The organism is Polaromonas sp. P1_F9 (assembly GCF_056405615.1).
The window spans coordinates 798,047-820,696 of record NZ_JBFUBT010000004.1; the positions used below are offsets into that span (position 1 = coordinate 798,047).

Annotated in this window: 20 protein-coding genes; 6 read left to right on the forward strand and 14 right to left on the reverse strand. The window is 61.1% G+C overall.

The window, feature by feature from the left end; genetic code table 11:
* Positions 1-230: 230 nt before the first annotated feature.
* The 4 genes from AC1DYR_RS15175 to def all read right to left on the reverse strand — a co-directional run bounded on the left by AC1DYR_RS15175 (position 231) and on the right by def (position 2,929).
* A complete protein-coding gene (locus AC1DYR_RS15175; RefSeq protein WP_477647217.1) occupies positions 231-566 on the reverse strand; it encodes an AzlD domain-containing protein in 336 nt (111 codons plus the stop codon).
* A complete protein-coding gene (locus tag AC1DYR_RS15180) occupies positions 563-1,348 on the reverse strand; it encodes an AzlC family ABC transporter permease (protein ID WP_477705811.1) in 786 nt (261 codons plus the stop codon). The genes AC1DYR_RS15175 and AC1DYR_RS15180 overlap by 4 nt, the downstream gene beginning before the upstream one ends.
* Positions 1,345-2,331, reverse strand: a complete 987-nt coding sequence (fmt, locus tag AC1DYR_RS15185) for a methionyl-tRNA formyltransferase (RefSeq protein ID WP_477705812.1) — start codon at positions 2,329-2,331, stop codon at positions 1,345-1,347. The genes AC1DYR_RS15180 and fmt overlap by 4 nt, the downstream gene beginning before the upstream one ends.
* A 76-nt stretch (positions 2,332-2,407) precedes the next feature.
* Complete coding sequence (gene def / locus AC1DYR_RS15190) at positions 2,408-2,929, reverse strand: peptide deformylase (protein WP_477705813.1); 522 nt, start codon at positions 2,927-2,929, stop codon at positions 2,408-2,410.
* Positions 2,930-3,145: 216 nt separating this feature from the next.
* On the opposite strand from def, the gene AC1DYR_RS15195 reads away from it, so the two are divergent.
* The 3 genes from AC1DYR_RS15195 to AC1DYR_RS15205 all read left to right on the forward strand — a co-directional run bounded on the left by AC1DYR_RS15195 (position 3,146) and on the right by AC1DYR_RS15205 (position 6,195).
* Positions 3,146-4,369: a LysM peptidoglycan-binding domain-containing protein gene (locus AC1DYR_RS15195; protein ID WP_477705814.1), complete on the forward strand. Its 1,224-nt coding sequence runs from the start codon at positions 3,146-3,148 to the stop codon at positions 4,367-4,369.
* 105 nt (positions 4,370-4,474) lie between these two features.
* Positions 4,475-5,623: a DNA-processing protein DprA gene (dprA, locus tag AC1DYR_RS15200; RefSeq protein ID WP_477705815.1), complete on the forward strand. Its 1,149-nt coding sequence runs from the start codon at positions 4,475-4,477 to the stop codon at positions 5,621-5,623.
* Between the two features lie 59 nt (positions 5,624-5,682).
* Positions 5,683-6,195, forward strand: a complete 513-nt coding sequence (locus AC1DYR_RS15205) for a Smg family protein (RefSeq protein ID WP_477705816.1) — start codon at positions 5,683-5,685, stop codon at positions 6,193-6,195.
* A 61-nt stretch (positions 6,196-6,256) separates the two neighbouring features.
* On the opposite strand, the gene AC1DYR_RS15210 is transcribed toward AC1DYR_RS15205, so the two are convergent.
* The 5 genes from AC1DYR_RS15210 to AC1DYR_RS15230 all read right to left on the reverse strand — a co-directional run bounded on the left by AC1DYR_RS15210 (position 6,257) and on the right by AC1DYR_RS15230 (position 15,823).
* Positions 6,257-8,722, reverse strand: a complete 2,466-nt coding sequence (locus AC1DYR_RS15210) for a DUF1631 family protein (protein ID WP_477705817.1) — start codon at positions 8,720-8,722, stop codon at positions 6,257-6,259.
* A gap of 28 nt (positions 8,723-8,750) precedes the next feature.
* Positions 8,751-9,704 carry a protein translocase subunit SecF gene (gene secF / locus AC1DYR_RS15215; RefSeq protein WP_477705818.1) on the reverse strand — a complete coding sequence of 318 codons (954 nt, stop codon included), beginning with the start codon at positions 9,702-9,704 and terminating at the stop codon, positions 8,751-8,753.
* Between the two features lie 37 nt (positions 9,705-9,741).
* On the reverse strand, positions 9,742-11,616 hold the full coding sequence (gene secD, locus AC1DYR_RS15220; protein WP_477705819.1) for a protein translocase subunit SecD: 1,875 nt from the start codon (positions 11,614-11,616) through the stop codon (positions 9,742-9,744).
* A gap of 68 nt (positions 11,617-11,684) precedes the next feature.
* A complete protein-coding gene (yajC, locus tag AC1DYR_RS15225; RefSeq protein ID WP_477656808.1) occupies positions 11,685-12,026 on the reverse strand; it encodes a preprotein translocase subunit YajC in 342 nt (113 codons plus the stop codon).
* A gap of 230 nt (positions 12,027-12,256) precedes the next feature.
* The gene (locus AC1DYR_RS15230) at positions 12,257-15,823 is read right to left on the reverse strand and encodes an indolepyruvate ferredoxin oxidoreductase family protein (protein ID WP_477705820.1); all 3,567 of its coding nucleotides are present in this window, start codon (positions 15,821-15,823) and stop codon (positions 12,257-12,259) included.
* A 185-nt stretch (positions 15,824-16,008) separates the two neighbouring features.
* On the opposite strand from AC1DYR_RS15230, the gene AC1DYR_RS15235 reads away from it, so the two are divergent.
* Together AC1DYR_RS15235 and AC1DYR_RS15240 are read left to right on the forward strand one after the other, a co-directional pair.
* Positions 16,009-16,494, forward strand: a complete 486-nt coding sequence (locus AC1DYR_RS15235) for an Lrp/AsnC family transcriptional regulator (protein ID WP_477687518.1) — start codon at positions 16,009-16,011, stop codon at positions 16,492-16,494.
* Positions 16,495-16,631: 137 nt separating this feature from the next.
* Positions 16,632-17,288: a hypothetical protein gene (locus tag AC1DYR_RS15240; protein WP_477705821.1), complete on the forward strand. Its 657-nt coding sequence runs from the start codon at positions 16,632-16,634 to the stop codon at positions 17,286-17,288.
* Between the two features lie 81 nt (positions 17,289-17,369).
* Here the strand turns inward: AC1DYR_RS15240 and AC1DYR_RS15245 are convergent, their stop codons facing one another.
* Together AC1DYR_RS15245 and mltA are read right to left on the reverse strand one after the other, a co-directional pair.
* Positions 17,370-17,708, reverse strand: coding sequence for a hypothetical protein (locus AC1DYR_RS15245; RefSeq protein WP_477705822.1), 339 nt, complete (start codon positions 17,706-17,708; stop codon positions 17,370-17,372).
* A 35-nt stretch (positions 17,709-17,743) separates the two neighbouring features.
* Positions 17,744-18,889 (reverse strand): murein transglycosylase A, encoded by a 1,146-nt coding sequence (gene mltA, locus AC1DYR_RS15250; RefSeq protein ID WP_477705823.1) that lies wholly within the window; start codon positions 18,887-18,889, stop codon positions 17,744-17,746.
* Here mltA and AC1DYR_RS15255 point away from each other — a divergent pair.
* Positions 18,879-19,082 carry a hypothetical protein gene (locus AC1DYR_RS15255; protein WP_477705824.1) on the forward strand — a complete coding sequence of 68 codons (204 nt, stop codon included), beginning with the start codon at positions 18,879-18,881 and terminating at the stop codon, positions 19,080-19,082. The genes mltA and AC1DYR_RS15255 overlap by 11 nt on opposite strands.
* A gap of 19 nt (positions 19,083-19,101) precedes the next feature.
* On the opposite strand, the gene AC1DYR_RS15260 is transcribed toward AC1DYR_RS15255, so the two are convergent.
* From AC1DYR_RS15260 to AC1DYR_RS15270, 3 genes are read right to left on the reverse strand one after another with little or no spacing between them, the layout of a single operon-like run.
* Positions 19,102-19,728, reverse strand: coding sequence for a response regulator transcription factor (locus AC1DYR_RS15260; RefSeq protein ID WP_477705825.1), 627 nt, complete (start codon positions 19,726-19,728; stop codon positions 19,102-19,104).
* Between the two features lie 10 nt (positions 19,729-19,738).
* Positions 19,739-21,832: a two-component system sensor histidine kinase NtrB gene (locus tag AC1DYR_RS15265; protein WP_477705826.1), complete on the reverse strand. Its 2,094-nt coding sequence runs from the start codon at positions 21,830-21,832 to the stop codon at positions 19,739-19,741.
* Positions 21,833-21,842: 10 nt separating this feature from the next.
* Positions 21,843-22,649 (reverse strand): carbon-nitrogen hydrolase family protein, encoded by an 807-nt coding sequence (locus AC1DYR_RS15270; RefSeq protein WP_477705827.1) that lies wholly within the window; start codon positions 22,647-22,649, stop codon positions 21,843-21,845.
* Position 22,650: the final 1 nt, after the last annotated feature.

A 22,650-nucleotide genomic window follows, 5' to 3' on the forward strand; every position in this document is an offset into this window, starting at 1 on the left:
CCGTCAGACAAAGCCGGAAAAGCGTAAATTGAGGCATCAAATCAGCCTCCAGCCCATGCAAAACGTGCGTAAGCAGCTACTAATTTGATAGCGCCCACCATCAACCGCGATGCGAAGCGAGCCGTACCAGGCCAGCATGAGCCCCGGAACCGGCTTTGCCGGGCCGGAGGGCGGGCGGCCCCCTCGGGGGGCAAGGAGTTACACGCAGTGAACGACTGTGGGGGCCATATTCACCAGCCCAACCCCATATGCAACGGCAAATACACCGCCATGCCGGCCAGGATGGTGCCCAGCACGCCGTGACGCCAGTAATACCAGGCGGTGCCGGCGACTACCGCAAACAGCCGCGCGTCTTTCCAGGTTGCGATGAAATGGCCCTGCGTCATCACCATTTCCGGCACGATCACTGCGGCCAGCGCAGCAATGGGCGCGTAATGCAGACCGCGCTGCGCCCAGCCAGGCAGCGTCCAGGGTTTGCTGGAGAGAAAAAAGAAGGAGCGCGTGAGGACGGTCATCAGCGTCATGCCGATGATGGTCACCACCGTCCAGAGATCGGTCTGGTTCATGCTGCGTCTCCGGTTCCGGGAGTGGATACCACAGGCTTGGCCGGCGATGATTTTTCCAGCACCAGACAGACGATGACGGCAACGGCAATACCCACCAGGATATTAAGTTTGAGCGGCAAGGCGAAGGTGGCGACAGCGGCGGCACCCGCGATGGCTGCAGACACCGCTCGCAGGCGGGTGGTGGCCAGCGACCACATGATGCCCAGCAGCGCCAGGATTCCGGCAAAGCCCAGGCCCCAGGACAGCGGAATGGAATTGGCCAGCGCAATGCCCACCAGCGTGGCGCCCACCCAACTGACCCAGCTCATGCCGCAGCTGCCGACCCAGTAGGCGTCCTGGGCTTCAATGCCGGCAACATCGGTGGCCGGATGCGGGAAGCGTTTGGTAAAGAGCACATAGTTCAGGTCCGCCATGCCGTAGCCAAAAGCCATGCGGCGCCACAGGCTCTGGTGCATCACATAGGGGCGCAGGTGGGCGCTGAAGACCATGAAGCGCAGGTTGACGCAAAACGAAGTGGCCAGAATCACCCACATGGGTGCGCCCGCCACGATGAGAGGCAAGGCTGCCAGTTGGGAACTGCCGGCAAATACCAGGATGGCCATCAGCAGCACCTCGATAAGACTCATGCCCGACTTCACCATTGCCACACCCGTCATCAGGCCCCAGGCGGCGATACCCGGCGCGACAGTGGCGAGCTCACTCACCCCGAGCCGGAAGTCCGGATGCTTGAAGAATGTCTTCACAAAAAACCCGCCCTTTTCTGTCTCGTCATTTTTTTTCACCCCTGCTTGGCGGTATGCGGTTGAATGAAGACCATGCCGGGACGGATCTCAAAACCCCGCAAAAACTCGGACGCATCCAGCGCTTTGCCGCCGGCTTTTTGAAGCCGGCTCACACGTAGAACGCCGTCGGCGGCACAAATGTCCACACCTTGTGGCCCTGCGGCAAGGACTTCACCGGCCTGGGCCTCCCCTGGCCGGCGCGCATTCGCCAGAATTTCGGCACGCCAGAACTTGAGGGTTTGCCCGTCTACAACACCGGCCGCGCCGGGAAACGGGTTGAACGCCCGGATGCGCCGCTCGAGTACGGCAGCGCTTTGCGACCAGTCCAGCCATGCTTCATGTTTTTCAATTTTGTGTGCGTAAGTGACGCCGTCTGCGGGCTGAGAGACCGCCTGCAGACTTCCGCATTCAGCGATCTCGAGGGCCTCAACGATGAGCCGCCCGCCTAGATTGGCCAGCCTGTCGTGCAGCGAAGCCGTGGTGTCGCCGGGCGCAATGCGCAGCTTTTCCATCAGGAGCATGTCGCCCGTGTCCAGCCCGGCATCCATTTGCATGATGGTGACGCCGGTTTCCGGATCACCGGCTTCGATGGCCCGGTGAATCGGTGCGGCGCCGCGCCATCTCGGCAACAGCGACGCGTGGATATTGAGGCAGCCCAACCGCGGTGCATCCAGAACCCACTGCGGAAGAATGAGTCCATAGGCCGCCACTACCATGACGTCCGCGCGCGCTGCGGTGATGGCTTCACGTGCCGCGGCGGCATCGTCAGGGAATTTGCCGTCCAGCCGCAAACTCTTCGGCTGGGCGATGGGCGTGTGTGAGGTTTCGGCCCATTGCTTGACGGGCGAAGCCTGCTGTTTCATGCCGCGGCCTGCGGGACGGTCAGGCTGGCTCAGTACGAGGGGAATTTCAAAACCGGCCGCATGCAGTTTTTCAACGGCCACACGGGCGAACTCAGGGGTACCGGCAAAAATGACACGCATGGAGTCCGATTCTAAAGACTCCTAGGGAAATCCCGTGGTTCCGGCGCGCGGCACGGCGGCCAGAGTACGGGCAGGGTTAGCGGACCGAGTCCCGTTCCTCGTCTTTTTTCTGCTTGATCATCTTGGTTTTGATGCGGTTGCGTTTCAGCGGGGACAGGTATTCCACAAACACCTTACCCATCAGATGATCCATTTCATGCTGGATGCAGACCGCCAGCATGCCTTCGGCTGCATGCACCTGCAGCTTCCCGTCCAGGTCCAGCGCCTGTACCTTGATGGCGGTAGAGCGTTCGACGCCGTCATAAATACCAGGCACCGACAGACAGCCTTCGTCACCCACGCGCATTTCTTCGCTGGCCCAGACGATCTCGGGATTGACCAGCACCAGGGGCTCGGTCCGGTCTTCGCTGACATCAATCACGACCAGGCGCTCATGCACATCCACCTGGGTTGCCGCCAGGCCGATGCCCGCCGCTTCATACATGGTTTCGAGCATGTCGTCGACCAGCTTGCGCAGGCGGGCATCAACGGCAGCCACAGGCTTGGCAACCGTGTGCAGACGGGGGTCGGGGTAACGAAGAATGGTTAACTGGCTCATGGAGGAAGGCTGGGCAATGGGTGAGATGTCGCTATTTTCGCCACTTTTCTCTGTTTTTCGGCATCCTGATATTCCCAGAATCGTGTATTCGTTGCTTAATCAAGGGCTTAGGTACAAAATCGTTAGTGATTTATCAAGATATAAACACGGTTTTTTCGCGGGGTTGCACCCCGAAAACGCTGTATTAGCCCCATAAAAGCGCCGAAGGCCTACAAGATGCAAACAATTTCTGGTCGTTTCAGTCAAATTTCAATAGCCGCTGCAGCTCTTTTGGGCATCTCGGTCGGCTTGCATGCTCAGAACTTTCCCATCACAGCCGACCAAAAAGCCACAGCAGCCCAAGTGGCCCAGACTGGCGTTCCCTTGGGCGACCTGGCTCCCAATGCGCCCGATACCTACACCGTGAAGCGCGGCGACACCTTGTGGGCAATTTCCGGTTTATTCCTGAAAAACGCCTGGCGCTGGCCCGAACTGTGGGGCATGAACCTCCAGGACATCCGCAACCCTCACCGCATTTACCCGGGACAACAGCTCTATCTGGAGAAATCCAATGGGCGCGCCGTTTTACGGACCCGCCAGGCCCAAACTGATGGCCCGCCGACAGACACGGTACGCGTTTCTCCACGCACCCGCTTTGAAACCCTGGCGGACGCCTCCATTCCCACGCTGGCGCCCAACATGATCGAGCCCTTCCTGAATGAGGCGCTGATTGTTGACGAGGCCATGATTTCCAGTGCGCCCCGCATCGTCGCGGCACAGGAAGGCCGTGTCCTGCTGAGCCGTGGAGATCGCGCCTATGCGCGCAGCCAATACGGTGCCGGCAACACCACCGGCAAGCCCTTGAGCATCGAAAAAGGCGAACCGGTCAATTACCGGGTGTTTCGCAACGCAACGCCGCTGAAAGACCCGACCACCCAGGCCATCCTGGGGTATGAGGCGCAATACGTCGGCAAGGCGGAGCTAGCGCGCGGTGAATCGGTTGCGGAAATAGCCGGCAAAGACGGAAAAATGCAATCTGAAATCGTGCCCGCGACGATCGATATCGTGGCCACCAAGGAAGAAATGCGGGTAGGCGACCGTCTGCTGGTTGAACCCCCGCGCGAGCTGCTGAACTACATACCGCACGCGCCTGCTTCGACTGTTGCAGGACAGATAGTCTCGATTTACGGAAGTGCCGTGACCAATGCAGCCGAGAACCAGGTTGTAGTCATTAATCGCGGCGCCCGTGATGGCATGGAACGTGGCCATGTCATGGCCATTCTCAAAGACGGCGCACGATTACAAGACAGGACCGACAGCAGCCGGCCACAGATCAAGCTGCCCAACGAGCGAAATGGCTTGTTGATAGTGTTTCGCACGTTTGATGCCCTTTCCTATGCGCTCGTCCTTCAGGCGACCGACGGCGTGAAGGTGGGGGATCGCTTCGCCAATCCCAATTAAACGGCGGACACCAGCGCGCGTATTTGGGTAGTCCGGGTCCGTCGACATTCGGGGGCATGCCCTCGAAGCCGGTGACCCACTCTTCTTTTTAGGCCTGGCGATCACGTGGAAAAACAAGAGCTCCAGGCCTGGTTGCGCCTGACCCTCTCGACGGGAGTGGGCAATGAGAATTCCCGCAAGTTGCTGGCCGCGTTCGGCTCAGTGCAGGCGATTTTCGACCAAAGTTCGGCCGCGCTGGGACAACTCGGGTCGGAGAAACTGGCGCGAACCCTCCTGACGAAGCCTGCAAATTTGGCGGGCCAGCTGCAATTAACACTGGAGTGGCTGCAAGCCGGCGATGACCGGCGTGTGGTCGCGCTTGGAGATGCGGCCTATCCGGCAGCCCTGCTCGACATTGCAGATCCCCCATTGATGCTTTACATGCTGGGCAAGCATGCACGCTCGCCACAGGCCCCGTCGGAGCGCAGCGCATCTCTCATTGCCATCGTAGGCAGCCGCAATCCCACACCACAAGGTGAAACCAATGCGCGACAGTTCGCCAAAGCGCTCGCCGGTGCCAACCTGTGCGTCGTATCAGGACTGGCCTTGGGTATTGACGGTGCGGCGCATGATGGCGCCATGCAAGGCGGGGGAGATACCATTGCCGTGGTGGGTACCGGACTTGACCGCGTCTATCCCAAAAAACATCTCGAGCTGGCGCACCGTATTGCGCAGCAAGGGATGCTCATCAGTGAATTCCCGCTAGGCACGCCACCGCTGACCGCGAACTTCCCGAGACGCAACCGCATTATTTCCGGCCTGTCGCTGGGCACCCTGGTCGTCGAGGCGGCTATGCAATCCGGCTCACTGATCACCGCGCGGCTGGCTGCCGAACAGGGCAAAGAAGTGTTTGCCATACCCGGCTCCATCCATTCACCCCAATCACGCGGCTGCCATGCACTGATCAAGCAGGGGGCCAAGCTGGTGGAAACTGCGCAGGACATATTGGAGGAATTGAATCTCTTCGCGCACGGCGTGGCGCCGGGTCCAGCGGAATATGCACCAACTGATGAAAAAACCGGGCCTCTGGTCGAGTCCCCCTCATCTACCGCCCTGATCGCCGCACTGGGATTCGACGTGGTGAGCCTGGACACCCTGCAGGCGCGGACCGGGATCGACACCGCCAAGCTGCAGGCACAGCTGCTTGAGCTGGAACTCGACGGACAGCTCTTCAGGCTGCCTGGCGGCCTGTTCCAGCGACGTGCTGATGCGTAAACACCGCACTCTTTTCATTGGCTTGACAATGCTGCCGCCAACTGCGTTATATTGGACGCATGTTCGAAGTACTCGTGTACGTCTACGAAAATTACTGGCAAGGTGACGCTTGCCCCGAACTTCAGCGGCTCGGCCGCAAACTGACAGCGGCGGGTTTTGAAGCGGAGGAAATCCAGGCGGCCCTCGTCTGGCTCGACGGCTTGAATATCGCCGCCCAAGGCACGCAAATCAGCCTGCCGGCGACTGCCCCGTCAGAGCTCGCTGAGCCAGGTGTGCATCCTGTCATTCAGCCCCAATCCCCCGACAGCCTTCGCGTTTATTCGGTTGCCGAGCAAACACAACTTGGCGCACAGAGCCTGGGATTTGTGAGCTTCCTTGAGTCGTCCGGCGTGCTGCCTCCGCACATGCGCGAGATTGTGATTGACCGCGCCATGGCAGCACCAGGCGATCCGGTCACGCTGGATGACCTGAAAATCATCGTGTTGATGGTTTATTGGAGTTTCGGTGAAGAACCCGATGCGCTGGTTCTGGACGAATTGTGCGACGACTCGGAAGGTCGCCTCGCCCACTGAGCAGCGCTACAGCGCGAAAATCCGTATTTTTTGAGCTGCTTCCGGCAGTGTCGGCCGAACCTTAGCCGAGTAAACGCTCGGGGTTCGCATCCAGTTTGGCGAGCGCGTCTCGCGTTGCGCGCACCGTAAGTGCTTCCTCTTCCGTAGGCACCAGCAAACCCGACTGCAGGTAGGCCGCGAGCCGGCGGGCCTGGATCAGGAAGTTCCGGCCATCGGCAGAAGCAAACAGGTGCAACTGCTTGCGATCACTGCACCAGGCAAACTGCACATGACTGATCTTGCCGTTGTGGTCCAGGCTGAACCATGTACCTACCTGGAGCTCCCGGGCCCATGCGCGCATGGCTTCCGTAGGCTGACTGCCGCCATCGGCAATCACTTCAATATCGGTCGCATCGATTCCGATCATGGTGACCAGGCTGTCCGTATCCAGCGGCAGGTCTCCGACGTCCTCATCGGAAAGGTAATCTTCCAGGTTCATCAGCCGTTTGGCCATGATCTCCACCCGCTCCTGGGAAATGGTGTCGGTCTTCGACATGAATGCATCGGCCAGCGTATCGCTGATAACCTTCAGATGCCCATCCTGTTCAGGCACGCCCAGGCCCAGCATGGACATGCCCAGGCGCAACAGCTGCAGCAATTTCGGCAGGTCCGCAATCACGCGGGCACGGTCGTTGCGGTTCGGTTTAGCGCTCGCGGCCCACACCAGATCAGCGGCAGCCCGCTTGAGCGTGATGGTTTCCTCGTGCTGCGGCCCGTTCTTCATCGCGGCGATTGCCAGTACTTCGGCCCATACCTTGAAGAGGAATTCGCGGATCTCGTCACGAACCGGCATGTCATTGAGCATGTTCCGCATCTCAATGGTGTACTGGATCGTCATGGTCTCTTTTTGTTCGACCTGTTGGGCGACGCTCACAACACGGGCGGCGCTGCCATGCTCGGAAAGGAATTTGGATAAAAACTTTTCGAACTCGTCATAAACCAGCTGAAACACCCGGCGCCCTGTTTCGGGATACTGCTCTATCACCTGCACGATGCGCTTGACTTCAGACTCCATGGCACCGCCGGCGACCGTAACGTCAAAGCCCAGCACGCAGGAACCCATACGGTCAATCAGGCGACGAGCAGGGTGCTGCAACGACTCAAAAAACTCGGGCTCGGAAATCGCCACACGCAATACCGGCATCTGCAAACGGGCAAACCAGACCCGGATCACTGGTGGAATGCGGTCTTCGGCAAGAATGCTCTGGAACATCAGGGCCACAATTTCAATCGTCGCTTTCTCGGATGAGGTGGACGCCGCCTGTTTGAGCGTATTGGTTCGTTCCCGCAATGCAGTTGCAGCATTGTCGACATGCACCTGGCCATAGATCTGCCCTTGCGCATCTGCGAGCAAGGTACGCTCTACACCGGTTTCTTCCTGCTTCTGCACACTCACCATCGCCTGCGCAAGCTGAGGCGAAGCCTGCGTGGGGCGGGTATCGTCGAAGCCTGCGACCTGGTTCGACAGCAAACGCTTGAGGTGCCCCATCACACCCTGGGCCCTCATACGTGCCCTGGCGAGCGGCGTGGTCGCCGTTTGCATGCGGGTTTCATCGTAGACTGCGCTGCCTTGCCTGGATACACCTGCTGGCTGCGACCCTGCTCCTTCGGACGCAGCACCTGAAAAAGCTGCACCCTGGCGGCCGGCAGAGGCTGAAGATCGCCCGCCGCCCATACCCTGAACACGGCTAACAGGCCCATCGCCCTGGCCTCCGCCAAAACCACGTGCGCCACCGCCTTCAGACCCGCCGGTCCTGGAGCCGGTTTCGCCGCCGAATTTGCCGCGTTCTTTCTCAGGACTGGAGACTTTCCTGGCAGACGCCCCGGCATCCGCTGCGGAGGGAGTGCGCTTGACCAACGGCCGTAGATCAATTTCCGCCATCACCCCCTGCTGCACCAAAAACTCGTTGGTGGCATGGTAAGTCTCCAGCAGGTGTGTACCCATGTCCTTCTGAATGACATCCTGGACAACAAGCCAGACATCCCGCGGCAGCGATGCAAGACTCCACTGTTCAACCATGTGCTGCGCAAGCACCTCGGGCCGAAGAATGTCCTGCTTGTGCAGTTCCGCGATGGCTTCGAGGTTCTGGATGCGCAGCCGGAGGTCGTTCAACTCCCAACTCGCAAAATCCAGCAGCCGGAGCGCAAGCCGCGAAGCGAGGATTTTGTCCTCCATCACGTCGTTACCCATCAATTCAAATTTGCCGCTGTCGGCAAACCTTGAGGGCGAATTTGGCGCGGAAATCGTCTGGGCAGTGGTCCATGCGGCGGTTGTGCCACGGACCCAGGTGGCGCCGCTTTTCTGGAAAGCCATCCAGGCATCACGCCGGTCCTGCATCTCGCGGACGCTGCCGGGCTGATCAACTGCGGCGGTGAGCCTGTCTTGAATGGTTTTCGCCAGCGCAGGCAGTACACGTACAGCACGCTCCGTGAACAGCGCACGTGCCTGCTCGACCAGAAGCCTGTTATTTTTGTTACTTGGAGCCACGACCGCCCTAGGATGATTAAGTCATAGCTTACACCGTGGCCCCGGCGTTGGGGTCATTGGGATCTTCGTCTTTTTTGGCCGGCCCCTTCACCAGGTCTTCACGGCGAATGCCAAGCCACATGGCGATTGCAGCGGCCACAAATACCGACGAATAGATTCCGAAAAGGATGCCGATGGTCAGCGCCAAGGCAAAGTAAAACAGGGTCGGCCCGCCAAAGAGAAGCATGGACAGCACCATGATCTGGGTGGAACCGTGGGTAATGATGGTACGGCTGATAGTGGATGTGATCGCGTTATCGATGATCTCGGTGGTATTCATCTTGCGGTACCGGCGAAAATTCTCGCGAATCCGGTCAAAGATCACCACCGATTCATTGACCGAGTAGCCCAGCACCGCCAGCACAGCAGCCAGCACAGCCAGTGAAAACTCCCATTGGAAGAAAGCGAAGAATCCCAGAATGATCACGACGTCGTGCAAATTGGCGATGATGGCCGCCACGGCGTATTTCCATTCGAAGCGGAAAGCCAGATAGACCATGATGCCGAAAACCACCATGGCGAGCGCCTTCAGCCCGTCGTGGGCGAGTTCCTCGCCCACCTGCGGGCCGACGAATTCGGTGCGCCGCAGCGTCACATCCGGGCTGGCAGCTTTCAGGGCCGCAAGCACCTTGTCGCTTTGCTGCGCAGTGCTCACGCCCTTTTGTGCCGGCAGGCGGATCATCACGTCGCGTGAGGTGCCGAAATTCTGGACCTGCACATCGGCGAAGCCCAACCCCGCCACCGTATCTCGGATTTTTCCGACATTGGCAGCCTGGGTGTAATTCACCTCCATCAAGGTGCCGCCGGTGAATTCGACGGACAGGTGCAAGCCGCGCGAGAACAGGAAGAATACGGCCAGAGCGAACGTGGCAAAGCTGATGGCATTGAAGATCAGGGCATGCCGCATAAACGGAATGTCACGCCGGATTTTGAAAAATTCCATCTGGAGTCCTTGGGAAATTCAGGGAAAAGGGTGGGGCTTACTTCGCAACCACACCCGAAGTGGCGGGCCGCCATACGGTGCCAATGGAAACCGTCTTGAGCTTCTTCTGGCGGCCGTACCAGAGGTTGACCAGGCCGCGCGAGAAAAACACTGCCGAGAACATGCTGGTCAGAATACCGATGCAATGCACAACAGCAAAGCCGCGGACCGGGCCGGAACCAAAAGCCAGCAAGGCAAGACCCACAATCAATGTCGAGGTGTTGGAATCCAGAATGGTTGCCCAGGCCCGCTCATAACCTGCATGAATCGCCGCTTGCGCGGAGGCACCGTTTCGCAACTCTTCCCGCACACGCTCATTGATCAGCACATTGGAGTCGATGGCCATACCCAGCGCAAGCGCCATCGCCGCCATGCCAGGCAAGGTCAGGGTAGCCTGCAGCATTGATAACACCGCGACCAGCAACAGCAGGTTGACGGCAAGCGCCAAACCGGAAAACAGGCCAAAAAGCATGTAATAGATCGCCATAAACGCCACGATCACGACAAAGCCCCACGACACACTGTGAAAGCCCTTGGTAATGTTGTCGGCGCCCAGCGTCGGGCCAATGGTGCGCTCTTCAATGATTTCCATGGGAGCGGCCAGCGAGCCCGCACGCAACAACAGGGCGAGATCGTTGGCTGCGTTGATGTTCATGGCGCCGGAGATGCTGAACCGCGTACCCAATTCACCACGAATGGTTGCCACCGAAATAGCCTGCCCTTTGCCCTTTTCGAACAGCAGGATGGCCATCGGCTTGTCCATGTTCTCGCGGCTCGTTTCGCGCATCACCCGCCCACCCTTGGCATCCAGCGTCAGGGATACATTGGGTTCCTGTTTTTGCGAATCGAAACCAGCCTGGGCATCCGTCAGGCTCTCGCCGGTAACAAGGACCTGTTTCTTCACAATCACCGGATTGCCGCTGATATCAGGGAATTTTTCCGAACCGAAGGGCACCATGCCTCCCCCGGTCATGGCTGCGCGGGCCCCAGCGCTGTCATCCACCAGCCTCATTTCGAGGGTCGCCGTGCGCCCCAGAATATCCTTGGCCTTGGCCGTATCCTGCACGCCCGGCAGCTGCACCACAATGCGGTCTGCGCCCTGTTGCTGGATCACCGGCTCAGCCACCCCGAGCTCGTTGATCCGGTTGTGCAGCGTCACCATGTTCTGCTTGAGCGCCTGGTCCTGGATGCGGCGCGCAGCCTCGGGCTTGATCGTGGCCGTCAGTTTGTACTCGGTTCCTTCCGGCACCTCCACCGTCTGCAGGTCTGGAAACTGGTCCTGAATCAGGCCTTTGGCAGATGCCAGCGTGGCAGAGTCACGCACCTTGACGTCAATAGCCTGGCCGTTGCGGGCGATGCCGCCGTGCCGGATATTTTTTTCGCGCAACGATACCCGAACATCTCCGGCCAGGGACTCGGCACGCTTGGTCAGCGCGGCCTGCATGTCCACCTGCAGCATGAAGTGCACGCCTCCGCGTAAATCCAGCCCCAGATACATGGGGTTTGCATGCAACGATGTCAGCCAGGCAGGCGATCGGGACAACAGGTTAAGCGCCACCACATAACCGGAGTCCCCTGCATCAGGGGCCAGCGCTTTCTGGATCGCGTCCTTGGCCTTGAGTTGCGTGTCGGTATCGCCAAACCGCGCCTTGACGGAATTACCGTCCAGGGTGATGACATCCGCCGCAATGCCGGCTTCCTTCAGTGTTTGCTCCACTTTCGCCATCGTCGTACTGTCGATCTTGACGGTGGACTTGGCGCTGGAAACCTGGACCGCAGGCGCTTCGCCGAAAAAGTTGGGCAGCGTGTACAGGGCTGCGACGATGAGCGCGATCACAATGATGGCGTACTTCCAGGCCGGATAACGATTCATGAGAGGGCTGTTCCTGGTGGACGAATGAACAATGTCAGGCCTGGCGGCCGTTGCGGTCGGCGAAGGCCTTATTTGGCTGGATTGATAGCGCCTTTGGGCAGCACCTGGATGATCGCGCTGCGCTGCAACTGGACTTCAACGCCTGGCGCCAGTTCGAGGGTCAGGTACACGTCGCCCAGCTTGGTCACCTTGCCCAGCAGGCCGCCTGCGGTGGCGACTTCATCGCCCTTGGCCAGCGCCTCAATCATGGCGCGGTGCTCCTTCTGCTTTTTCATCTGCGGGCGGATCATGACGAAGTACAGGACCACGAACATCAGCACCAGAGGCAGCATGCCCGTCAGCGAGGACATCATGTCACCGCCGGCAGCGGCAGCGGGAGCGGTTTGGGCAAAGGCGGAAGAAATGAACACGGCTAACTCCACAACGATTTAAAAGACACACTGGCGCGCGCCATCCGGCACGGACAGCGCACAGAGTTAACGATTGTATGCGGCGGGGCATCCGCAGAAGGGGGTAACTGGCGCGCGCCAGGGGCTTTTCAAGCCGGGGTTGCGCGCAAAGGGCTGCTGCAAGCTCCGCAGCAAAGCCGCTCCATGAAGGAAACACCGGACCGGCGGCGAGGCCGGCGCCGGTCCGGGCTTTAAGCCGCTTCCCGCTGAACGGTAGATCCGGGGGTACGAAAGGACTCCATCAACGCGGCCCACTGGGGCCGCGCTGCGGCCAGGTGGCGTGCCTTGACATGGCCATAACCCTTGATCATTTCTGGAATCCGGGCGATTTCCAACGCCGTGGCGTGGTTTTCGGCCGTCAGGCCAGCCATCACGTCCTGCAGGCTCGCCTTGTATTCCTCAATCAGGGCCCGCTCAGTCCGGCGCTCTTCGGTGCGGCCAAAAACGTCCAGCGGCGTGCCGCGCAGGCCCTTCAGGCGCGCCAGCACCTTGAAGGCGCCCAGCATCCACGGGCCGAATTGCTGCTTTTGCAGCTCGCCCTTGTCGTTTTTGGACGCAATCATGGGAGGCGCCAAGTGGTAATTGAGCTTGAAGTCACCTTCAAACATGCCGTTGACCTTCTCCAGGAAGCCGGTGTCGGTGTGCAGGCGTGCCACTTCGTACTCGTCTTTGTAAGCCATGAGCTTGAAGAGGTAACGGGCTACCGCCTCGGTGAGCAGCGTCTTGCCCAGCGGGGCCTCAGCCGCGCGCACCTTCTCGACGAAGGCCTGGTAGGTCTGTGCATAAGCCGCATTCTGGTAAGCCGTCAGGAAGTCCACCCGCTTGACCAGCATGTCGGCCAATGCAGGCCGCTTCACGAACTCGATCACCTGGGCCGCCTTGAACAAGGCCTGCACCGCAGCCAGGTCGTGCGCGCAGCGCCGGCCCCACTCAAAAGCGGCCTTGTTGTTGTCAACCTGCACACCGTTCAGTTCAATCGCGCGCATCAATGCGGCGTGCGACAGTGGCACACGGCCTTTTTGCCAGGCAAAGCCCAGCATCAGCGGGTTGGTGTAAATCGAATCTCCCACCAGTTGCACCGCCACCTGCTCCGCATCGAAGCTGCCCAGCAAGTCAGCACTCACTGCGGAAGTCACGGCCGTTTCGCAATTGCCGCCGGGGAACTGCCAGGCGGGGTTGGTCACAAAGGCCGCCGTCGGCGTGCCGTGCGAGTTCATCGCCACATAGGTGCGGCCCGGCTGCATGACCGTCAGCGTGTACTTGCTGGCGGCCACGATGGGGTCGCAGCCAATCACCAGGTCGGCCTTGGCGGTGTCGACCTTGGTCGTGTAGATGGCTTCGGGCCGGTTGGCGATCTGGATATGGCTCCAGGTCGCGCCGCCTTTTTGCGCCAGGCCGCCCGCGTCCTGCGTGACCACGCCCTTGCCTTCAATGTGGGCCGCCATGCCGAGCAACTGGCCGATGGTGATCACACCCGTACCGCCCACGCCGCCCACCACGATGCCCCAGGCGTTTTCAGCCACGGGCAGCACGGGCTCGGGAACCGCAAACAGGCTGCTGGGTGCGCCCTTCTTGTCTTTTTTGGGCTTCTTCAGCTGGCCGCCTTCAACGGTGACAAAACTCGGGCAAAAGCCCTTCACGCAGGAGTAATCCTTGTTGCAGGTGTTCTGGTTAATGCGGCGCTTGCGGCCGAACTCGGTTTCCAGAGGCTCCACCGACAGGCAGTTCGACTGCACCGAGCAATCGCCGCAGCCTTCGCACACCAGCTCGTTGATGACCACGCGCTTTTCCGGATCGGCCAGCGTGCCGCGCTTGCGGCGCCGGCGCTTTTCGGTTGCGCAGGTCTGGTCGTAAATGATGGCGGTCGTGCCCTTGAGCTCACGGAACTCGCGCTGGATGCGATCCAGCTCGTCGCGGTGGTGCACCGTCACGCCGTCCAACAGCGCAGCGCCGTCGTATTTTTTGGGCTCATCGGTCACGATGACCAGCTTGGCCACGCCTTCGGCGCGCAGGCTTTGCATGATCTGCAGCACCGAGTGGCCCTCGGGCCGCTCGCCGACCTGCTGGCCGCCGGTCATCGCGACCGCGTCGTTGTACAGAATCTTGTAGGTGATGTTCACGCCCGAGGCGATGGCCTGGCGGATCGCCAGCAGCCCGCTGTGGAAATACGTGCCGTCGCCCAGGTTGGCAAAGATGTGTTCATCGGTCGTGAAGGCCGCCTGGCCGACCCAGGTCACGCCTTCGCCGCCCATCTGGGTAAAGGTGGAGGTGGAACGATCCATCCAGGTCGCCATGTAGTGGCAGCCGATGCCGGCCACGGCGCGCGAGCCTTCGGGCACGCGTGTGCTGGTGTTGTGCGGGCAGCCGCTGCAAAACCAGGGGGCGCGCTCACCGGTGTCGGCCTTGCCCGCAGCCAGGGCGCGCTCGCGCCCTTCGATGATGGCCAGGCGCTCATCCATGCGGGAAATGATGTCGGCCGGTACGCCCAGCTTCTTCAGGCGTTTGGCAATCGCCTTGGCGATGATGGCCGGCGTCAGGTCGGCCTTGGCGCGCAGCAGCCAGTTGTCGCTCGGGTTGGAGCGACCCCATTCACCGCCCGACTGGTCGCCTTCGGGCTCGTCGAACTTGCCCAGCACATTGGGGCGCACATCGGCACGCCAGTTGTAGAGCTCTTCCTTGATCTGGTATTCGATGACCTGGCGTTTTTCCTCGACCACCAGAATCTCTTGCAGGCCTTCAGCGAAGTCGCGCGTGATGGTGGCCTCCAGCGGCCAGACCACGTTGACCTTGTGCAGGCGGATGCCCAACTGGTGGCAGGTGTCTTCGTCCAGGCCCAGGTCGGCCAGCGCCTGGCGGGTGTCGTTGAAAGCCTTGCCGCTGGCTATCAGGCCGAAACGGTCTTTGGGGCCGGCGATGACGTTGTAGTTCAACTTGTTGGCGCGGATGTACGCCAGCGCCGCATACCATTTGTAGTCCATCAGCCGGGCTTCCTGCTCCAGCGGTGCATCAGGCCAGCGGATATGCAGGCCGCCGGGCGGCATCTCGAAATCTTCGGGAATGACAATCTTCACGCGGTCGGGGTCGACCAGGATGGAGCTCGACGACTCGACCACTTCCTGGATGGTTTTCATGCCCGACCAGACGCCGGAAAAGCGGCTCATGGCAAACGCGTGCAGGCCCATGTCCAGGATGTCCTGCACATTCGACGGGAAGAACACCGGCAGGCCGCAGGCCTTGAAGATGTGGTCGCTCTGGTGCGCGGCGGTGGAGCTCTTGGACACATGGTCGTCGCCGGCGATGGCGATCACGCCGCCGTGTTTGGCGGTGCCAGCCATGTTGGCATGCTTGAAGACGTCAGAGCAGCGGTCCACGCCCGGGCCCTTGCCGTACCAGATGCCGAACACGCCGTCGAATTTTTTGCTTTGCGGGTACAGGTCGAGTTGCTGGGTGCCCCAGACGGCGGTGGCGCCCAGCTCTTCATTGACGCCAGGCTGGAACACGATGTTCTGCGCGGCCAAGTGCTTTTTGGCGGCCCACAGGGCCTGGTCGTAGCCGCCCAAAGGCGAGCCGCGGTAGCCGCTGACAAAGCCCGCCGTGTTCAGGCCCTCGATGGCATCGCGCGTGCGCTGCAGCATGGGCAGACGGACCAGCGCCTGGACGCCGCTCATGAAGGCGCGGCCATGATCCAGGCTGTACTTGTCATCCAAGGTGACGGTTTCAAGGGCCTTGCGGATGTGTTCGGGTAGCGGGGCGTTCATATTCGTGGGTCTCCAGGACTGTTTTTTAGTACCGCCTTGTGGGCAGGCTGGCAGAAGGGTCAAACCCGGGTAGGGGGCGCCCTCTAGTTGCATGCAAAGTGTATGCCGCCAGCCCTGATATGTCTTTGCTTTGTTTGCCCGATTTAGGCCACTTCCAGAAAGAATATTGCTGTAAAGTGACGAATATGGAAACATTAGATAAGTTTGATATCGCCATCCTGAATGAGTTGCAACTGGATGCGCGTTTGACGAACACGGAACTCGCCTCTCGCGTGGGGCTGTCCGCTGCGCCCTGCTGGCGGCGGGTGCGGGCGCTGGAAGAGTCGGGCTTTATCACCGGCTATCGGGCCGAGATCAACCGCCACAAGATCGGCCTGGGCGTGCTGGCTTTTGTGCGGCTGGACGCCGACCGCAACAGCGGTGACGCCACCCGCCAGCTGGAGGAAGCCATCAAAAAACTGCCAGAAATCGTCTCTTGCCACTACATCAGCGGCACCGGCACCTTTGAGCTGCAGGTGGTGGCGCAAGACCTTGAGGCCTTCAGCAAGTTTGCGCTGCAGAACCTGATCAACCTGCCCAATGTGAAAGACCTGCACACCAGCTTTTCACTCGGCGAGGTCAAGGCGAGCAGCGCCTTGCCGCTCGGGCACCTGACACGGGTTACAGCCTAAAATTCAAGAAAATAGCGCCTTCAACCCTTTACTGACGGGCGCAACCAGCTATTGATTTAATAGCATCAAACTCGCTCGCCATGCACAATGGTCGCCGCATGAAACACCTGCAAGACAACGCCTTCAAGGAGCCTCACATGAAACCATTTTCCAGCCCTGTCTCTCTGGTTTTTATGCTTTTTATGGCTCTGACGCCCGTCCTGCAAGCGCAACCAGCTATCAATTCAGGAGCAAGCCCGGAGGCACTGCCCATGCGCAACCTGCAGATCGAAGTACGGCAGGCCGGCAGCAGCCTGCGCTCCCAGAGTGCCTTGGGCGCCCAGGGCGGTGTTGTGCTGCAACCGGGCCGCTCGGGCCTCAATGCCCAGATCACAGCCCAGGACAGCCAGCGCAGCGATTCACGCGACCTGGTGCAGCGCGTGCTGGTGCTCAATGGCCGCAACGCCAACATCAACCTGGGCAACAGCCAGCCGTTGCGGCTGGTGCAGGCGCGCCAGGCCAGCACCGTGTTCATCGAGGCCAACAGCGGCTTTTCAGCCAAACCCATCTGGTACGGTGGCGACAACGTGGAGCTGGAACTGGCCGCGGGGCAGGCCAGCCGCACAGGCTCGTCGCCGCAGGCTCCCTTGTCCTCATCGTCCACCAGCACCTCGCTGACCGTTCGCCTCGGGGAGTGGGTCACCGTGGCCGAGTCGGACGATGCGGGCGCCGGCAGCAGCAGCGGCATCGCCGACAGCCGGCAATCGACCCGTCGGGACGGTATGAGGGTGGAAGTCCGCCTCTCCGTGCGCTAGAAGAAGCCGTCCAAAAATCGCGGTGAAGCGGTTTTGGCACGGCAGGTCCGCGCAACAACGCGAAGAGGTTTTTCCAGGGAATCAGTCGCGTACGCAGCGCGCCGTCAGCGGCAGCAGCGGATAACGCAGCACCGCCTCGCGGCCGCTGGCTCCCAGGCCAAACTCGGCGCGTATACGCGGATTGCTGTACACCGTCTGCTGCGCACCCTGGCCGCCTGCGTCGCGAAACAGCAGGTCCGAGCCGCCGGCGCTATCCAGCACGGCGGTGTCGTCCACAAACTTCACCTTGAAGTCAGCGCCGTGTTCGCAGCGGTACTGCGCGGCAGACGAAGGCCCGCCACCCGCCGCGCAGGCTGCCAGCACAAGAGATCCGGTTACCGCCACCATGGCCATCCCGGTTCGCGTCGACAGTTGTTTCATGGAATCTCCTTCAGCTTGCCCAACGTTTTGAGCACTCACTTCGGCCAGAGCACCCAGAGCCGCAGCGGCTGGTTGACACGTGCCGCCAGCAGGCCGGCTTCGGGGCCGGTTCCGGCAAAATAATCGGCCCTGACCGCACCCACGATGGCGCTGCCGGTGTCCTGCGCCAGCACCAGCTTCTGAAGGTTGGCCGCGCCGCCACGGGACACCAGCCACACCGGCGTGCCGTAGGGAATGCTTCCCGGGTCAACTGCAATCGAGCGGCCCGGTGTCAGCGCCACGCCCTGCGCACCTTTGGGTCCAAAGGCGGTGTCCAGTTCACCCAACGGCTGCTCCTGGAAAAAAGTGTAGCGCGGGTTGCTCCAGAGCATTTGTTGCGCGCGCTGCGGATTTTTCGCAACCCACGCCTTGGTGGACTCCACCCAAGGCGCCGTCATGCGGCCTTCGCCCTGCTCCAGCAACCATTGGGTCACGCTGCGAAACGGCTGCTCGTTCGAGCCGGCATAGGCCACGCGCACGACGCGCTGTGAGCCATCGGCTTCGGTGATGTTCAGGCGGCCCGAGCCTTGTATGTGCAGCGACATCGCCTCAACCGGGTCGGCCAGCCAGGCGATCTCGCGGCCACGCAACGCCGCTTTGGCTTCAGCAAGGGTGTCGATTTCCTGCCGGGAGAACCACGGTTTGCGGCTGCCCAGTGATGCGGGAGGGCGGTACAGCGGCACCTCGTAACCCGCGACGGGCTGCCGGCTGGCCCTGAGCACTGGCTCGTAGTAACTGGTCAGCAGCCCCTCGGTTACGCCTTGAAGGCTCTCCACCCGGTAGGGCTGCAAGCGCCTGACCATCCAGTTGCGCTGCTCATCGGCGGACGCAATGCTGAGACGCCGGATCTCGCCGCACAGCGGCGCAAAACCCGGGCCGGGACGCTCACAGCTCTTGAGCCAGGCATTCCAGGCCTCAAACAGCGCGTCTTCCTCGAAGCCGGGCAACTCGGCCCAACGGACCGCGACCCAGCGGCTTTTCCCCTGCAGCATGGGCGCAGGCAATGGGCCGGTATCGCCGGCGCGCACACCCGGGGCTGTGGGCTCGCCCGCCGGGACGGTCGAAGGCGGCCGGGGCGGGCTTGCGCAGGAAGCAAGCAGCGCCACCATGGCGATAATTGGGACAAGCCGCATGGAACGCATTGACGGCAGCACAGGCATCGAAGCCTTTTTTGAAATCCAAGGAAATGTCATGGCCCTACTTTTGCTCGAAGCCCTGGGGGCGTTGCTGCTGCTGGTATTCATTGTGTGGTGGACGATGTTTTCGGGCCGTAAAAATGGCGAATTGAAGGAATCGGTCCATTCAGAGACCCCTGCAGAGCCGAAAAAAAAATAAGCCCGGCGCAGCGCTGCAATTACACGTTACGCAGCAGATTGGCCAGCTCCACCGCCGACTTGACACCCATTTTGTCAAAAACCCGGGCACGGTGGACTTCCACCGTGCGCACACTGATGTCAAGCTGGTCCGCTACCAGCTTGTTGGGCAACCCACCCACCACCAGCTTCATCACATCACGCTCCCGGTCTGTCAGGCCGTCGAGACGGGCCTGCAGGCCCGTCGACTCGCTATGCTGCGCCAGTGCCCCGGCGGAATGGTTGAGGGCCTGTTCAATGCGGTCTACCAATGCGTTGTCTGAAAAGGGTTTTTCGCAAAAATCAAAAGCGCCGCGCTTGACCGCGTCGACCGCCGTGGGAACGTCTGCATGGCCCGTTAAAAAGATCACCGGCAGGGTGGGCAGCAGGCCGTAAGCAATCAGCTTCTCGAACATGGCCAGTCCGCTCAGGCCTGCCATGCGTACATCCAGCAGCACGCAGGAAGGCGACTTGACCGCGAAGTGCTGTGATACGCGTGCATCAAACGCCTCTGCACAGTCGAAGGTTTCGCTCAGCAATCGGCGTGAGCGCAGCAGCCAGGCCAGCGCATCACGCACGCTGGCGTCGTCGTCGACGATATAAACCGTGGCATTTTGTATGGGTTCCATGCTGTGTCCTTCAGGCTGTATGCGCACCCGCATCATGCGGCAGGGCCGCCGGCAGGGTGAAACTGAAAATCGTACCCCGCGGCTGGGCGGGCTCAAACCCCAGGAAGCCGCCGTGCTGCTCAATCACCGTGCGGCACAGGCTCAGGCCCAACCCCATGCCCTCTTCCTTGGTGGTGAAAAATGGCGTGAAGAGCTGCTCGGCCACTTGACTGGAAATGCCTTCACCGCAATCCGTCACCGAAAATTCCACCCAGCGGCTCTGCGCGTTCGATGCGGCCGGACGTATACGCAGCGTCAGCACTTTTTCCCGCGGGGCCGCCTCTGCCGACCCGCCTTCGTGGCTCGCAGCCTGCATGGCCTGCATGCCGTTGCGTGAGAGGTTGAGAAGCACTTGCTCAACCATGGTACGGTCACACAGCACGGGCGTGCAGGTCTCGTCGACCTCGATCACCACACGCACGCCGAGCTTGCGTGCCTGAAGGGTCACCAGTGGCATGATGGCGTCCAGCAGGGCGCGAGGCTGCACGGCTTCCCGCACCTGATCGCGCCGCCTGACGAAATCATGCACGCTCTTGATGACCTTTCCCGCGCGTTCGGCCTGCTCGGCAATGCGGCGCATGGCCAGCTGCAAATCTTCCGACAACGGTGCGACGGCTGAGCCTGCATTCGCAGCCAGCGGTTTGTCATGATCCATGCCATCCTGCAGCAGGTTGAGCGAGCCGGTGGCGTAGCTTGAAATGGCGGCCAGCGGCTGGTTAAGTTCGTGGCTGAGCAGCGAGGCCATTTCGCCAACCATCGCCAATCGTGCGGTTGCTTGCAGGCGATCCTGGCTGGCACGGGAAAGCTCTTCCACCCGTCGCTGTTCACTGACGTCCAGAATCGCGCTCATCCAGCCGGTGTGCTTGCCCACAGCGTTGATCAGCGGGGCCTCCATGATCAGCACGGGGAACCGCGTGCCATCGCGCCGCATGAACACCGATTCGTGGCCTTCCCTGGGCAGGCTGTTGCCCGCCAGCCGGATTTCCTGGCGCTGCTGATAAACGCCGGCCAGTTCGGGTGGCCAGTAGGGCGAGGGAAAGCTCTGGTTGAGCAGGTCCTTGGCGTCCACGCCAACCATCTTGCAAAACGCCGGATTCACGTAAGTGATGCGCCCTTGGAGGTCGCGCGCGCGCAGGCCGGTCAGCACAGAGTCCTCCATGGCCTTGCGAAAAGCCAGGGCTTCGCCGAGGTCATGCTCGACTTTCAGCCTGCGGCGCATATCCCTTGCGAGGAGATACAGCACGGCAAGCAGCGCCAGGGACATGGCGGTTACCAGCGCGGTGAGCACATTGGGGAAAAGGGCCGGGGTGCCCAGCCGGCTTTCCATCCTGACCACGAGCGTATTGCCGGGCAGGTCCAGCAACTGTTGCGCAATATAAATCCGGCTGCCGCGCGAAGGCACACCGTGCAGGGCCAGGCGTGTACCGTCCGCCTCAGTGAAGGACAGGCCGATGCCCCGGGCGAGCTGGCGCCCGACCAGCTCCCCCAGCATGTCCTGCAGCGAATAGGTGACCACGCTATACCCCGTGAGGCGCCCTGACACCATGATGGGCAGGCACATGTCGAGCACTTCGAGGCCCAGGCCATCGCGCTGCGGCATGAAATAACTGATGGAGTAGGCCGCACCGCTCAGGCGCCGGGCCGTAGTGCAGGTCAGGCCCACGTCGGTTTGCAAGGTGCCTCGTCCGAGTCGCTCGAACACCGAAGTGCGATAGGGTGTTTCCACAAACCCGAGCACATCGAGCGCTTCGTTGCGCCATTCAAGCCGCATGATTTCACGACGCTCGCGAAGCAGCTCGGCGGCGGATAAATGCCACGACTCCGGCGTGCGGTCGCTGGACTGCAGGGCCTGCAAGGTCTGGATATTGCGCGTCAGTCCCGAGCGAATGTCGGTCACGGCTTCCGCCGCGTCATGCTCCAGCCGGCTTTGCACCATGCTGGACTCATACCGCCCGGCCAGCCACACCAGAATGCCCAGCAGCGCCACCAGCAGCGCCACCAGCAGCGCCCACAGGGACCAGCGCTTGCTGGCACGGCTGACGCCATTTGCAAACGGAAGCCTCACGCGGCCGGCCTCATAGGAAACGATGGTTCAATGCAGGCAAACGGCTTCGCACGCCTTCCGTGTGAGTGCTGGAGATTTCACCCAGAACAACGCCTGCGCCTTCCGCCTGCTGGGCCACAACCTCACCCCATGGATCCACCAGCATGCTGTGGCCCCAGGTACGGCGACCATTCTCATGCGTGCCGCCCTGCGCTGCCGCGATGACGTAAGCCTGGTTTTCAATGGCACGTGCACGCAGCAGCACTTCCCAATGCGCCTGCCCAGTGGTGTAGGTAAAAGCACTGGGCACCAGCAATACATCGGCCTTCAGGGCGCGGTAAAGCTCCGGGAAGCGCAGGTCATAACAAATGCTCATGCCAACAGCGTAGACATGGCCATCCCGGGAAGCCAGGTCAAACCTGACGGGCTCTGCACCGGGCTCCAGCACGCGCCTTTCGTCGTAGTCTTCCTGACCCTGCGCAAAGCGAAAAAGATGGATCTTGTCGTACCGCGCGATGCATTGGCCCGTGGGCGCATAGGCCAGCGAACAGTTGCGCGCGCGCGCCGGATCAGCTGTGGCCACAGGCAGCGTGCCACCGACGATCCACAAACCGAGCTCACGCGCCGACCGGCTCAGGAAGTCCTGTATCAGGCCCGTCCCGACACTCTCCTGGACTTTCAACTTGTCGGTATCCTTGAAGCCCATGATGCAGAAATATTCCGGCAGAACGGCCAGTTCAGCGCCCTGGGCCGCAACTTGTTCAAGCAGGCGGCGCGCCGCGGCCAGGTTGTCCTGCACGCGCGTACCTGAGACCATCTGGACGGCAGCTATCTTCATG

Excerpts from the sequence above, each read along its gene's own strand:
- AC1DYR_RS15195 (WP_477705814.1), top strand. The coding sequence starts at position 3,146 with ATGCAAACAATTTCTGGTCGTTTCAGTCAAATTTCAATAGCCGCTGCA.
- fmt (WP_477705812.1), bottom strand. The coding sequence starts at position 2,331 with ATGCGTGTCATTTTTGCCGGTACCCCTGAGTTCGCCCGTGTGGCCGTT.
- AC1DYR_RS15240 (WP_477705821.1), top strand. The coding sequence starts at position 16,632 with ATGAAACCATTTTCCAGCCCTGTCTCTCTGGTTTTTATGCTTTTTATG.
- def (WP_477705813.1), bottom strand. The coding sequence starts at position 2,929 with ATGAGCCAGTTAACCATTCTTCGTTACCCCGACCCCCGTCTGCACACG.
- AC1DYR_RS15245 (WP_477705822.1), bottom strand. The coding sequence starts at position 17,708 with ATGAAACAACTGTCGACGCGAACCGGGATGGCCATGGTGGCGGTAACC.
- AC1DYR_RS15260 (WP_477705825.1), bottom strand. The coding sequence starts at position 19,728 with ATGGAACCCATACAAAATGCCACGGTTTATATCGTCGACGACGACGCC.
- secD (WP_477705819.1), bottom strand. The coding sequence starts at position 11,616 with ATGAATCGTTATCCGGCCTGGAAGTACGCCATCATTGTGATCGCGCTC.
- AC1DYR_RS15270 (WP_477705827.1), bottom strand. The coding sequence starts at position 22,649 with ATGAAGATAGCTGCCGTCCAGATGGTCTCAGGTACGCGCGTGCAGGAC.
- AC1DYR_RS15205 (WP_477705816.1), top strand. The coding sequence starts at position 5,683 with ATGTTCGAAGTACTCGTGTACGTCTACGAAAATTACTGGCAAGGTGAC.
- AC1DYR_RS15230 (WP_477705820.1), bottom strand. The coding sequence starts at position 15,823 with ATGAACGCCCCGCTACCCGAACACATCCGCAAGGCCCTTGAAACCGTC.
- secF (WP_477705818.1), bottom strand. The coding sequence starts at position 9,704 with ATGGAATTTTTCAAAATCCGGCGTGACATTCCGTTTATGCGGCATGCC.
- AC1DYR_RS15235 (WP_477687518.1), top strand. The coding sequence starts at position 16,009 with ATGGAAACATTAGATAAGTTTGATATCGCCATCCTGAATGAGTTGCAA.
- AC1DYR_RS15175 (WP_477647217.1), bottom strand. The coding sequence starts at position 566 with ATGAACCAGACCGATCTCTGGACGGTGGTGACCATCATCGGCATGACG.
- AC1DYR_RS15255 (WP_477705824.1), top strand. The coding sequence starts at position 18,879 with ATGGAACGCATTGACGGCAGCACAGGCATCGAAGCCTTTTTTGAAATC.
- mltA (WP_477705823.1), bottom strand. The coding sequence starts at position 18,889 with ATGCGTTCCATGCGGCTTGTCCCAATTATCGCCATGGTGGCGCTGCTT.